The sequence below is a fragment of the Aeromonas sp. S11(2024) genome, from assembly GCF_041402345.1.
Lineage (GTDB): Bacteria > Pseudomonadota > Gammaproteobacteria > Enterobacterales > Aeromonadaceae > Aeromonas > Aeromonas veronii.
Window position 1 is genome coordinate 60,057 of the sequence record NZ_JBGLRC010000003.1, and the last position, 13,213, is coordinate 73,269.

The window sequence follows — 13,213 nt, forward strand, 5'->3', positions numbered from 1 at the left end:
ATTCGGGATTACATGCTGTAAGCCTTCTCGCCGTGGGAGGTGACATCCAGCCCTTCCCGCTCGGCATCGCCGTTCACCCGCAGACCCACCAGCATGTCGACCGCCTTGAAGGCAATCGCCGCCACGGCACCGGACCAGAGCAGAGTAACACCGACCCCGATAGCCTGGATCTTCACCTGAGTCAGGATGGAGTAGCCCTCGGCAACCTGATTGGTGACATAGTCCCACACCCCGGTGCCGCCCAGATCCGGACTGGCAAAGACGCCGGTCAGCAGGGCGCCGAGAATGCCGCACACCCCGTGCACGCCAAAGACGTCCAGACTGTCATCGGCACCCAGCAGGCGCTTGAGACCGTGGACCCCCCACAGACCCGCCACGCCACTGATAAGGCCCATCACCAGACCACCGCCCACACCGACGAAACCGGCTGCCGGGGTGATCACCACCAGACCGGACACCGCACCAGAGGCTGCCCCCAGCAGGGAGGGACGTCCCTTCATCACCCACTCGGCCAGCGTCCATGAGAGAGCTGCTGCAGCCGGTGCCACCCAGGTGTTGATAAAGGCGAGTGCGGCGATACCGTTGGCTTCCAGCGCGGAGCCCGCGTTGAAACCGAACCAGCCGAACCAGAGCAGGGAGGCACCGATCATGGTCATGGTCAGGCTGTGGGGGGTCATGGGATCACGACCGTAGCCCAGACGCTTGCCCACCAGATAGGCACCCACCAGACCCGCCACGGCGGCGTTGATGTGCACCACTGTGCCGCCTGCAAAGTCCAGCGCACCATGCTGGAACAGATAACCGGCAGTTGCAGTCGCCGTGGCCGCAGCCTCGGCGCTGGTATAGGCATCCGGACCCGCCCAGTACCACACCATATGAGCCAGCGGGATATAGGCGAAGGTGAACCAGATCACCGAGAAGAGCAGCACGGCAGCGAACTTGATGCGCTCGGCAAACGCCCCCACGATAAGGCCGCAGGTGATGGCGGCAAAGGCCCCCTGGAACACCACATAGATCAGCTCGCTGATCCCGACACCCTTGCTGAAGGTGGCGGCGATGGAGTCAGGGGTTACCCCCTTGAGCAGCACCTTGCTGAAGGAGCCGTAGAAATTTCCACCCTCGGTAAAGGCCAGCGAATAGCCGTAGATCACCCAGAGCACGCAGATGAGGCAGAACAGGGTAAAGACCTGCATCAGCACGCTCAGCATGTTTTTGGCCCGCACCAGACCACCGTAGAAGAGGGCCAGACCGGGGATCGACATCAGGATCACCAGCGCCGACGAGAGCAGCATCCAGGTGTTGTCACCCTTGTTGATTGTCATGGCGGCAACCGGTGCCACCGCCGCCTGTACCTGAGCGACCTCTTCGGCCCAACTTGGGGTAACCAGCAAGGCAGGCAACATCGTCAGACCCGCCATCATCCATTTTTTGACCATAGAGCACTCTCCTTCCCTGTCGTACCGGTACAAGACCGGCTCCGTTTCCCTGATTGAATCTGTGGCGAACCGCAAGGTGTTGCTGCAACCCGCCAGAATCACACCCGCGCCCGGCACGGGGATGCCTCTTGCCACTTCCTCATCACTGCATCTGCCGTCGATGACCGCAAGAGACCGTCTGACATCTAAAAAGCATAAAGCGGGCCACAAATTTAAATCCTTTAAAATCAAGACATTAATAGGAACGCGCATCATCAACGCACCAATTTGGCGCATGAGCTGCGCTAACCTGCCCAGGGTCGCCCTGTCGCAGGGCAGGCGATACGTCGCGCACCAGAAGTGCGCAAACCCTGAGCCAGCCCACAAGCTGACGTCATCGATATCGCGCGTTGCGGGCCCGCTCGTTTACACTGACAGACCAGCCGTTTCCTGTTATCCGACCACGGCATGCCATTACACAGCCCCTTGCTTGCAACCTGATGGCAGGCCCAATCCGAGGAACACCATGCAGTTCGATCGTCTCGACATCAGCCTCTCCCACTACCGTCACCTCGACCGGGAGCATCGCGCCCACATCGCGCTGCTGGGGATAGTGATGCTGGCCATCATGGCCCTCCATCTGTTGCTGCTGCCCCACTTCCCCTACGAGCGCTTTTACGCCGTCAGCTTTGGCTTCGAGGTGATCAACTGGCTCACCATGCTGTTCCTGTTCTGGGTGGTGCAGTGCGCCCACCTGCCCACCCACACCTACCGCATGCTCTCCTGCGGTCTGATGTTGTGGATCATGGGAGCCACCGCCGACATCATGGATGAGCTGGTGGCGCAGCCACTCTGGCTCGCCATCTATGCCGAGGATCTACTGCGCTCCAGTGGCATCCTGCTAAGCAGCATCGGCATCCTGAGCACCATGCACCACCTCTTCCACATCAATACCCAGCTCAGACAGCAGGCGCTGTTCGACGATCTGACCCGGCTGCCAAACCGGCGCTACTTTCATCAGCAGCTGTTTCTGGAGCAGGGGATTTGCCACGCCCTCATCCTGCTGGATCTGGATCACTTCAAGGGGATCAATGATAACTACGGCCACGATATCGGGGATCGGGTGTTGCAACAGTTTGGCGAGCTGTTGCAACAGCACTGCCCACCCGGTGCGCTGGCGGCCCGTGTCGGGGGTGAAGAGTTTGCCCTGCTGCTGCCCGTCGCCCACGAAGCCGAGCTGCAGCAACTGGCCAACACCCTGCTCACTGCGACCCGCACCATAGCACCCGACCCGACCCATACCATGACGGTCAGCCTGGGAGTGGGGATCCGCGAGCCCAAGGAGCCGGCAGTCTCGCTGTTCAAACGGGTGGATCAGGCGCTTTATGGCGCCAAGGAGGCGGGCAGAAACTGCGCGGTATGGGCGATGCCGACTAACAAGGAGGTATGAAGATCTGCCGGTTGATTACCGATCACGGCGAAACATTGCTGCTGAAACAGGGGCCCAATGGCCCCTGTTTCATAGGGAAAATCCCCTCACCTAAAAGCGGAAGGTAAGACCGATATTGGCCTGCCACTGGGTTACCAGCTCCCCGCGCACCTTGAACACGCACTGCTCCGGGTTGCAGAGAAACTGGTTGTTGTCGTTAACCAGCGAACCATAGCCGCGCACCTCGGCCCGCAGGGCCAGATGCTCGGCGAGGCGCGGTTGCACCCCGAGCGCCAGCGACATGGAAGGAGTCACCTCGCTGTCGTAGGCGGCAAAGCGGGTCACCCCGATCCCGGCGCCGATATAGGGCGCCATCAGGTTGTCAGAGAGAGTAAGCGCACCGGCAAAGTGCAGGATGTCCACTGTCAGGCGATCCGGCTGGTCGGGAGAGAGGGTTGTGGACTGATGGCTGTAGAGCAGCTCAATCATGCCGGGATCATCCACCTCCTTGCTGATAAAGAGGCCCCAGCTGCCGGAGCCCTGTCCCTGCAGTGAATCAAACGATGCAGAAAGCGGCACCGGCTGCACCACATCGTCACTCTTCTCGAAGTCGATGGCTGAGCTGTAGCCGAAAAATGGCGTCACCTGCCAACCGGATGTGGTCGCGGCCTCGCTACTCCAGGCCTGTCCCTGTGGCAGCAACAGCCCCATCATCACTATCCCGGCTCTCTTCATCATCATCCCCTGCTCCCTGTGTGATTGTGCAGAAAGCATACCAGAGGCGTCCTAGGCCCATCCTAAACGGCGGCTGTACCGGATCACTTTCATCGCGGGATTTCCCTCTCGCCGGAACCTCTGCCGAGCCGCCCCACTGGCACAGTTATGTGCCCCGCCACCATTCATCGACGGTTAACCTCTGCCACGTATGCTGGCGCCAAATCGGGTCATCGGGGCCCGTTATCACCACTCAAAAGGACATCAGGGAATGGTTGCCGCGCAACTCAACGACCCCAAAACTACCCTCGCGGATACCCTGCGGGCCACCGCGCATGCCATCGACGAGAGCCACATCAGCCTGCGCCAGATGCTCACGCTGGTGGGTGAACAGGGGATGCTGCTGTTTTGCGTCCTGCTCACCGTCCCCTTCCTGCTGCCGGTCTCCATTCCCGGGGTCAGCACCCCGTTTGGCCTGCTGATCCTCTTTATCGGTATCGGCATCACCCTCAATCGGGTGCCCTGGCTGCCCGCCATGCTGATGGAGCGCCGCTTCGCTGCCGACCAGCTCAAGCCGACCCTTCACAAGGGGGCGGATCTGCTGACCCGGGTCGATCGCGTTATCCGCCCGCGCCTGCTGGTGCTGACCGGCAGCAACACGGTCAACCGCTGCAACGGCCTGCTGATCATGCTGGCTGCCCTGCTGCTGATGCTGCCCCTGGGCGCCATCCCGTTCACCAACGCCATGCCTGCCTGGGCCATCCTGCTGCTTGCCACCGGCATGTTGCAGCGGGACGGTCTGTTCATCGCCAGCGGCTATCTGCTGGTAAGCGCAACCCTGGTCTGGTTCAGCGTGCTGGTCATCGGCTTGCTGATGGCGGGCCAGAGCGCCAGCGGCCTGCTCGGCTAACCCCGATGCACAGAAAAAGGGCGACCAGATGGTCGCCCTTTTTGATTTGTGCGGGATACCGCCCGGTCAAAGCAGATCGTAGATAAGGGCCGAGATGGCAAGCAGCCCCATCACCAACACAAAAAGGGTACTCGGCCCGCGATAACGCTTGAGTGCGGGCAAGCGATAGATGGAGCAGGCCGGCAGCAGAAACAGGATCACCGCGATCAGCGGGCCACTGACGCGCTCGATGATGTCGAGCACGTTGGGGTTCAGATAGGTGATGACGGCGGTCACCATAAACAGGATCACCGATGACACCCGGGCGATGGTCGACTCCTTGAGGGAGAGCCCCAGCCCCTGACAGGCACCGCTCACCATGCTCACCGTCCCCTCGCTCACCCCCATGGAGGTGCCGAGGAAGGATTTGGACATGGCCAGAATGGCGATGAGCGGCCCCACATAGGCGATCAGCGGATTGGAGAACTTGTTCGCCAGCGCCGACAGCACGGAGATATTGTCGGTGCGGGCCAGCGCCATCTCGGCCTGACTCAGACTCATCACGCAGCTCACCACGAAAAAGAGCACGCTGCCGCAAATCAGCATGCTGCTGCACTTGATGATCCGCTTGGCACGCAGGTCGGCACTCTCCTGACAACGCTTCTTCTGCGCCGCGCTGAAGGAAGAAATAATGGGCGCATGGCTGAAGGAGAAGACCATCACCGGCACGATCAGCCAGAGGGATTTCCAGAACGCCGGATCCCGCCAGTCCACCGCCTGGCTCTCGCTGAAATAGGAGAGGCTCCACTGGGGCAGCAGATAGATAGAGAGGCCAATCAGAAAGGCAACCATCGGCAGTGCCAGCACACTGATGGCCGACACCACGATCTGTTTGCCGGCCAGCAGCACCAGATGCAGACCCAGCATCACCCCCAGCACCAGCAAGCCGCGCGGCAGCTCGGCATCCCCCAGCTGGTGAACCACGAAGCTCTGAATCGCATTGGTGATGGAGATGCTGTAGACCAGAATGATGGGGTAGAAGGCCATCAGATAGACCAGCATCAGCAGTTTGCCCGCCTTGGCACCGAAGTGCTCCTCCACCACATGGGTGATATCCCCTTCCCGATGGGAGCTGGAGAGCACAAAGCGGCTCAATGCCCGGTGGGAATAATAAGAGAGCGGAAAAGCCAGCAATAAAATAAACAGCAAAATAACCGGAGAATTACTGCCAACCGTAATAGGGAGAAATAACGTACCGGCACCGACAGCAGTGGCATATAGGCCCATGGTCCATACCGAATCGCTTTTCTCCCATTTCAATTTTGAAACAGGGTTACTCTTTTCAGCAATAGAAACACTCATTGCAATATATACCTTATTAATCTGTCATCATTATTTTTATTGGCCCGAATAACAGGCTGGAGATATGTCGTTGCATATCGCCCTGCACATGAAAAAACAACGCCGCCAGCGGCCAACAGGGCCACCGGAGAGAAACGGAGCTGCCACGCTACCATCGTTGAAATCGCTATCCGGGTCAAGGTTAATAATTCATGACTGTTTGAATCGGAATGTTTCAAAAGACAACAGGATGTATCACATTCGTCACCCAAAACCAGATTCACGCCTGTTTGATAACATACCGATAAAACCTCATGCTGTTGCCCAACAACACAAATAAGACCAGCGATCAGACCGATAATATTAACACCTTAAGCTGTGGAATATGAGTTAAATAATACGGACAACTTTTCTACTAATTGACAGTGATGTCAGCCAATTTATTCAGAGTAAAAGCGCAGGCTATTTCCGACAGCGACTGAGGTGGCACTCTCAACCTGCCGGGCAGTGCGCCACCCGGTTGCGGCCTGCCCGCTTGGCCCGATAGAGCCACTCGTCGGCCCGGGCCAGCGCCTGATTGATCTCCTCCTCCGGCTGCACCAGGGTTGTGCCCAGACTGACCGTGATGGCAACCGGATCGGCAGGCAATGCTTCGACAGCGGCACGGATCTGCTCCGCCATCTGCAGTAAACCGGCTTCATCGATCCGCGGCAGCAGGATCAGAAACTCCTCGCCACCACTGCGCACAAAGAGGTCATCCGCCCGCAACAGGGCATCGATACAACTACTGAAGCGCAGCAAGGCCCGATCTCCCTGCTGATGGCCGTAGTGATCGTTGAGCTGCTTGAAGTGATCGATGTCGAGCATGATAAGACCACAGGGCACCTCCCCTGCCCGCAACGGCTGGCAGTGCTCGAAGAAGAAACGGCGGTTGTAGAGGCCAGTCAGCTGGTCGGTTTCACTCTGGCGCAGCAGTCGCTGCTGCAACTCGTACTGGCGGGTGATATTGCGGGTCACCCAGGCCACCGCCCGCTTGCCGTCATAGAGGGAGGGCAGCGGCGCAATCTTGCCCTCAAAACGCTGTATCCCTTGCGGCCCGGCGGCGGCATTAATCCCCCCCACCTCGGCGGCGGAGAGCTCATACTCCACCACTCGCACCTGACCGCTCGCCAGCGACTCTGCTACCTGCGCCTTGACCCATATGGCCATCTCGGGTGGCAGCACATCGGCCAGCTGCTTGCCCGCCAGCGGATTGCCATCGTGATAGGATTGCTGCTCCATGCCGCCGATATATTCCACGTAATAGCCATCTTCACTGAGGATAAAGACGGGATCTGGCAGCTGGGCCATCACTTCATAAAGCTGGGTTACCGAAAGCGCCACGGAGACTCCTGTACTTCAACGTCAAACAGGGGGGAGATATTCTGCCTCAAGAGGACTCACTCGCCCTCATCGTCAGCGCAGAAAAATCTGCGGCCACAGCCAACAATCCTTTACATCTAGCAGCCTGCCAGCCTCTCGGCCACCACCGGTGGCCAGCGAGTTGCTACTCCCGCCACTGCGCTCGCTCACGGCGGCGAAAGCCCCCTCACCCGGTCACGCATATCCCATTGTTTCAACTCACAAGTTCATTTACGCTGGCCGTCCTGAGTCCAGTTTTCACATCATCAGCCATCAGGAATGCCAGCCACCCGCAACCGCAGGTGCTGTACCACGGAAAAGGAATCGCCAGATGAAAAACGCCATCGTCAAAGCTCGTTTCGAGGCGGTCAGCCTCGAAGGGGAACAGCTCACCCTCAAGATCGCCATCAAGGCCCCCGAGCCGGATCCCAAGTCCGCCAGCGGTGACTGGCGCTGCAAGGTGAAGCTGGCGGGGCTGAGCGACAAGACCTTTATCTACGGCATCGACAGCCTGCAGGCCCTGAGTCTCGCCATCAAGTTTGTCGAGACTGAACTGCGCGCTTTCTCCGATGCGGGCTGGCAATTCTATCTACCCAATTGCCCCGATCACCCCATCGACATGAGCGCCTGCTACTTCCCGGCGCTCTAGCCCGAGGTCAACTCAGGGAGCATGGGGTGCAGCCCAGCTCCCACAATCTCCCTTTCATCGGCGACGAGCTCATCATAGGCAAGTGCAGCCCCACCACCCGCAATACCAAGGGCGTTTTTAGAGAATTTGGCAATAAAATCAATAACATAAACCAAAAAACAATTGACAATAATTCTCATTTAATTAATACTTGATTTCCAAATGAAGCATTCGAGAAATAATGGATGAAGCTCTGTTTGGCCACAGCATTATTGCTGTGCAGTATTTCAAGTGCCAATGCCAATACTTGCCCATTGAGTAACTGCAACACACTACACGCTGGTGAACATTACTCTATTAATGCCGATGGAAAGTATTGCATCAATTTCAACAAAGAAAACATCACGGTGTTAAACCTTTCGAGTCGATACATTGAAATAGAAGACAAAAATTCAAACCCAACTGTTATATACCCTGGTGAATTTTTTGATGTCGATACCATATCAACAATCGCAAATTCAACCAAGGTAGTTATCAGCATAGAGCACGATAGCTTTATCGTGATAAGAGATATAAATGAAAGCAAGCGTAATAAGAGAGCGGCACCCGCATTGGTATGGGCAGGCGGTGGGGCCGTTATGGGGATGATGGGCGTCATTGCCAACAATCCTGATGCAAACATGAGAGAGATTGCTGCAGGTGCATTTGGTGGTGCCGTTACCGGTAGGTTAAGCCCCATCATGGGAAGTGGTGTCGCAGGCATGATGGCTTCAGGCAGTGCTGGCCTGGCAGCAAGCGGTGGCTGTGCCTCATGTCACTAGTGATGATGATCGTCACATTGATAGCGGCCGTTGTAGCACCCTTTCTTTTAAGCAACAACCTTGCCCATCGAATTGCACTGCTACTAATTTCAAGCGGTTCAATACTATTTAATTATTTCTCGGGCACTTTCTCAGCCTGGATATATTTAACCTTTATTGTATTTACAGTTATTTTAAAGGCTAACTATCGTTCTACTCTGGTGCGTTGTGATGATGCAATACTAGGTTGCTATATAATTTTCTACATCCAGCCATTAGTTTTCAGGATGATTTAAAACTCTCTATTTAAATGAAGCTGACAAAATAAAATAGCCATAAAAAGAGCGCATATTATGCGCTCTTTTTATTTCAGACCTGTTTGGTAATATTTATCAACCCGTATTACGCATACCTGCGGCAATACCGGCGATAGTGACCATCAGCGCCTTGTCCAGCTCGGGGTGCAGGGTCTCCGGGTGGTTGCGGGAACGGTTGAGCAGCTCGGCTTGCAGCACGTTGAGCGGGTCTGTGTAGGGGTTGCGGAGCTTGATGGACTCCTTGATCCAGGGCTGATCCTCCAGCAGATCCCCGCGCGGGCTCAGTTTCAGCACCACCTCGATGGATTCGGCGAGCTCCTGACGCAGCTGTTTGCCAAGGCCCCACAGCTCCTGCGGCACCAGACGGGTGTCGTAGTACTCGGCGAGCCAGACGTCCGCCTTGAGGAACACCATCTCCAGCATCTCGAGGCGAGTGCGGAAGAAGGGCCACTGGGCGCTCATCTCTTCCAGCACCGCCAGCTTGCCGCCGTCGATGGCCTGCTGCAGCGCCTTGTGGGCACCGAGCCAGGCCGGCAGCATCAGACGGTTCTGGGTCCAGGCGAAGATCCACGGAATGGCGCGCAGGCTCTCGACGCCGCCGTTGGGCTTGCGCTTGGAAGGACGGGAGCCGAGCGGCAGCTTGCCGAGCTCCATCTCCGGGGTGGCGGCACGGAAGTAAGGGACGAAGTCCGGATGACCGCGCACGATGCTGCGGTAGTGATCGCAGGAGTCGGCGGCCAGCTGTTCCATCACCTCGCGCCAGCACTCTTTCGGCTTGGGCGGCGGCAGCAGGTTCCCTTCCAGCACGGCGCTGGTGTAGAGCTCCAGACTCTTGATCGCCACTTTCGGCAGGCCGAACTTGAAGCGGATCATCTCCCCCTGTTCGGTGGTACGCAGACCGCCGCGCAGGGATCCCGGCGGCTGGGAGAGGATCGCCTGATGGGCAGGCGCACCACCACGACCGACGGTACCGCCACGGCCATGGAACAGGGTGAGGCGGATGTTGTTGGCTTCGGCCAGCCCCACCAGGGATTCCATGGCGGCGTACTGGGCCCAACCTGCGGCCATCATGCCCGCATCCTTGGCAGAGTCGGAGTAACCGATCATCACGTACTGACGGCCTTGAATGTAGCCGCGATACCAGTCCACCGAGAGCAGGCGCTCCATCACGGCGGTGCCTGCCATCAGGTCATCCTGGGTTTCAAACAGCGGGGCGACCGGCATGCGGAACTTGCAGCCCGCCTCTTTGAGCAGCAGTTGCACCGACAGCACGTCGGACGGCGCACCGGCCATGGAGATGATGTAGATACCGAACGCATCGGGGTCGTGCTCGGCGATGACCTGACAGGTATCCAGCGTCTCGCGCACCTCGGCGCTCGGCTCCCAGTCGTGGGGAATGAGCGGGCGACGGGAGTTGAGCTCATTGAGCAGGAAGGCCTGCTTGTCATCTTCGCTCCACTCGGCGTAGTCACCCAGACCCAGATAGCGGGTCAGCTCGGAGAAGACCAGCCCGTGACGCTCGCCATCCTGACGGATATCCAGCTTGACCAGATGGATGCCGAAACAGGCGACCTTGCGCAGCACATCCAGCAGCATGCCATCGGCGATGTTGCCCATGCCGCAGGCGTGCAATGAGTGGTAGCAGAGCTCCAGCGGCTCGCGCAGCTGGGCGGTGGTCTTGACCAGATCCTGGCTCTCGCTCGCCTGGCCCTGCACCTTGGCGGTGAGGTGCTCCTTGGTTTCGCGCAGCGCTTCACGCAGCTCGCGCACCAGCGCACGGTAAGGCTCGGGGTGATCGCCAACGCGAGCGCGCACGGCATCGGTACAGTCAGACATGGAGAGCTCGGAGGTGAGCTCCTTGATGTCTTTGTAGAACAGGCTCACCGCCATCCAGCGGCCCAGCTCCAGCACTTCGGCAGTCACCTTGGCGGTAACGAAGGGGTTGCCGTCACGGTCACCGCCCATCCAGGAGGTGAACTTGACCGGCGCGGCATCCAGCGGCAGCCGCACACCCAGATGGTGTTGCAGACGCTCGTCCAGATTGCGCATGAATTCTGGGATGGCAGGCCACAGGCTGTTCTCCACCACGGCGAAGCCCCACTTGGCCTCGTCGACCGGAGTCGGGCGCTGTTCGCGGATCTCGTTGGTGTGCCACGCCTGATTGATCAGCTGCTCGATGCGATTGAGGATCTTGTCCCGCTCGCGGGGCAGCAGGTCGGAGAGCTCCAGCGCCTCGAGGCAGTCGTTGAGCTGCACGTGCTTGTGGATCAGGGTGCGGCGGGTCACCTCGGTGGGGTGAGCGGTCAGCACCAGATCGATATCCAGCTCGCGCACGGCCTGAATGATGGCCTCTTGTGACAGGTTGGATGCCTTGAGTTTGTCGAACATCTGCTCCAGCGGATCCGGGGTGCAGACCTGCTCTTCACAGCGACGGGAGATGGTGTGGAACTGTTCCGCCACGTTGGCCAGATTAAGGAACTGGCTGAAGGCGCGGGCCACCGGCAGCAGTTCATCATCGCTCAGGGTGCGCAGGGTATCGAGCAGACGTTCCCGGTCTGATTCATTGCCCTTGCGGGAGGACTTGGCCAATTGGCGAATGGTTTCGATCTTGTCGAGAAAGGCCTGACCCTGATGATCCTTGATGGATTTACCCAGCAGCTGACCCAGCATACCTACGTTGGCGCGTAGTGCGGCGTACTTTTCGTTCATTCCACATCCTTATCTTGTTGGTGCCTGACACCCATCCGGGGTGCTAGACGACCTCACTTATTGTTGTGCGATTACAACATATGCTCCGTCATCTTAGGGTGACAATCTACCCAGATTGTCTGCGCAAGGTCAAATAACAGGCCGATTCAGAACATGTATTTCCATCACCACTCCACAACCGGCTTGTTATGTAACTTACTTACAGTTTTTACGCCCCTTTCACCGCTGCCGCTACAGGCAAAAACGTCTGATCAGGTGCTGCAACACCGAGGTGGTAGGCTTGACGAACGAGAGGTCGAGATACTCATCCGGCTGGTGCGCCTGGGTGATATGACCGGGGCCCATCACTATGGTCTCGCAGCCAAGCTGCTGGATAAACGGCGCCTCGGTGCAGTAATTGACCGACTCGGCGGCGCGGCCGCTCGCCTTCTCAGCTTCGCGCACCAGCACAGAGTCGTCGGCACAGGCGTAGGCGGGAATAGGCTCGTGCAGATGTTGCAGATGCAGACAGCCCGGCTGGTGGATCTCGATGGGCGACAGCGCCTCTTTGAGCATCCCCATCAGCTCCTCCGGCCCCACCTGCGGGGTGGGTCGCAGGTCGATATGCAGCTCGCAGCAGCCGCAGATACGGTTCGGGCTGTCACCGCCCTGAATGTAACCCAGGTTCAGGGTCGGCTGCGGCACGGCAAAGCGGTGGTCGGCATAGCGATCTTTCAGATCCTGCTGCAAGCGCAGCACCTGCCCCATCGCCTTGTGCATGATCTCCATGGCGTTGACGCCGTTGGCGGGATCCGAGCTGTGGCCGCTCTTGCCGGTAATGCGGATCGCCTCCGACATGTGCCCCTTGTGGGCCACCACCGGCACCAGCCCGGTCGGCTCGCCAATCACGGCGTAGTCGGGTTTCAGCTCGGCAGCGGCGGCGATGGCACGGGCCCCCGCCATGGTGGTCTCTTCGTCGGCAGTGGCGAGAATACGCAGCGGCTTGGTCAGCTTGGTGAGGTCAATCTCTTTGAGCGCCTCGACGATAAAGGCGAAGAAGCCCTTCATGTCGATGGTGCCGAGGCCATAGAGGCGGTTGCCCTCTTCGGTCACCTTGAAGGGATCCTTGCTCCAGCCCCCCTCATCGAACGGCACAGTATCTGTGTGACCTGCCAGCAACAAGCCGCCCTCCCCCTGACCGATCGTCGCCACCAGATTGAACTTGCCCGGCAGATCTGGGAGCGCCGTCACTTCGCACTGAAAACCGAGCTGACCGAACCAGTCGGCCAGCAGCCGGATCACCGCCTCGTTGCTCTGATCCCACTTGGGATCCGTGCTGCTGATAGAGGGAATCGCAATAATATTCTTATAAAGTGAAAAAAAATCCAGATTGGCCATCAGCTCCTCCTTGCGTCCCCGGAATGTTTCTGTTAGAAAATACAAATGCAAAGCGAGTGCATGAATATTCTGTAATTTTACCTGAATATCTGGCTCATCAACAAAGGCTTCTAGTTGTAAGGGAAAGTTAATGTTCTGTCACCTGATCTATAACCGACGACACACACCCGCCTGAATTGCCCCTCCGCACTTG

At 58.3% G+C, this 13,213-nt stretch carries 11 protein-coding genes; 4 read left to right on the plus strand and 7 right to left on the minus strand.

What is annotated here, in order from left to right; all coding sequences use genetic code 11:
* Positions 1-8 precede the first annotated feature (8 nt).
* Positions 9-1,436 (minus strand): ammonium transporter, encoded by a 1,428-nt coding sequence (amt, locus tag ACB040_RS03570; protein ID WP_160881189.1) that lies wholly within the window; start codon positions 1,434-1,436, stop codon positions 9-11.
* A gap of 505 nt (positions 1,437-1,941) precedes the next feature.
* On the opposite strand from amt, the gene ACB040_RS03575 reads away from it, so the two are divergent.
* Entirely contained in the window at positions 1,942-2,865 is a 924-nt protein-coding gene (locus ACB040_RS03575) for a GGDEF domain-containing protein (RefSeq protein ID WP_160881188.1), read from the plus strand.
* A 90-nt stretch (positions 2,866-2,955) separates the two neighbouring features.
* Here the strand turns inward: ACB040_RS03575 and ACB040_RS03580 are convergent, their stop codons facing one another.
* Complete coding sequence (locus ACB040_RS03580) at positions 2,956-3,579, minus strand: outer membrane beta-barrel protein (RefSeq protein ID WP_371153439.1); 624 nt, start codon at positions 3,577-3,579, stop codon at positions 2,956-2,958.
* A gap of 250 nt (positions 3,580-3,829) precedes the next feature.
* Between ACB040_RS03580 and ACB040_RS03585 the strand changes: the two genes are divergently transcribed.
* Positions 3,830-4,468, plus strand: a complete 639-nt coding sequence (locus tag ACB040_RS03585; protein ID WP_371153259.1) for an exopolysaccharide biosynthesis protein — start codon at positions 3,830-3,832, stop codon at positions 4,466-4,468.
* 66 nt (positions 4,469-4,534) lie between these two features.
* Here ACB040_RS03585 and ACB040_RS03590 read toward each other — a convergent pair whose 3' ends face one another.
* Together ACB040_RS03590 and ACB040_RS03595 are read right to left on the minus strand one after the other, a co-directional pair.
* A complete protein-coding gene (locus ACB040_RS03590) occupies positions 4,535-5,809 on the minus strand; it encodes an amino acid permease (RefSeq protein ID WP_113740579.1) in 1,275 nt (424 codons plus the stop codon).
* Positions 5,810-6,280: 471 nt separating this feature from the next.
* Positions 6,281-7,171 carry a diguanylate cyclase gene (locus tag ACB040_RS03595; RefSeq protein ID WP_371153262.1) on the minus strand — a complete coding sequence of 297 codons (891 nt, stop codon included), beginning with the start codon at positions 7,169-7,171 and terminating at the stop codon, positions 6,281-6,283.
* A gap of 349 nt (positions 7,172-7,520) precedes the next feature.
* On the opposite strand from ACB040_RS03595, the gene ACB040_RS03600 reads away from it, so the two are divergent.
* Entirely contained in the window at positions 7,521-7,838 is a 318-nt protein-coding gene (locus ACB040_RS03600; RefSeq protein WP_120416042.1) for a hypothetical protein, read from the plus strand.
* Here ACB040_RS03600 and ACB040_RS03605 read toward each other — a convergent pair.
* Positions 7,835-8,017 carry a hypothetical protein gene (locus ACB040_RS03605; RefSeq protein WP_338773574.1) on the minus strand — a complete coding sequence of 61 codons (183 nt, stop codon included), beginning with the start codon at positions 8,015-8,017 and terminating at the stop codon, positions 7,835-7,837. The genes ACB040_RS03600 and ACB040_RS03605 overlap by 4 nt on opposite strands.
* Before the next feature lie 45 nt (positions 8,018-8,062).
* Between ACB040_RS03605 and ACB040_RS03610 the strand changes: the two genes are divergently transcribed.
* Entirely contained in the window at positions 8,063-8,638 is a 576-nt protein-coding gene (locus ACB040_RS03610; RefSeq protein WP_323918780.1) for a hypothetical protein, read from the plus strand.
* Between the two features lie 371 nt (positions 8,639-9,009).
* Here the strand turns inward: ACB040_RS03610 and ppc are convergent, their stop codons facing one another.
* Positions 9,010-11,643 (minus strand): phosphoenolpyruvate carboxylase, encoded by a 2,634-nt coding sequence (gene ppc, locus ACB040_RS03615; RefSeq protein WP_115522987.1) that lies wholly within the window; start codon positions 11,641-11,643, stop codon positions 9,010-9,012.
* Between the two features lie 231 nt (positions 11,644-11,874).
* A complete protein-coding gene (argE, locus tag ACB040_RS03620; RefSeq protein ID WP_204419750.1) occupies positions 11,875-13,020 on the minus strand; it encodes an acetylornithine deacetylase in 1,146 nt (381 codons plus the stop codon).
* Positions 13,021-13,213 lie beyond the last annotated feature (193 nt).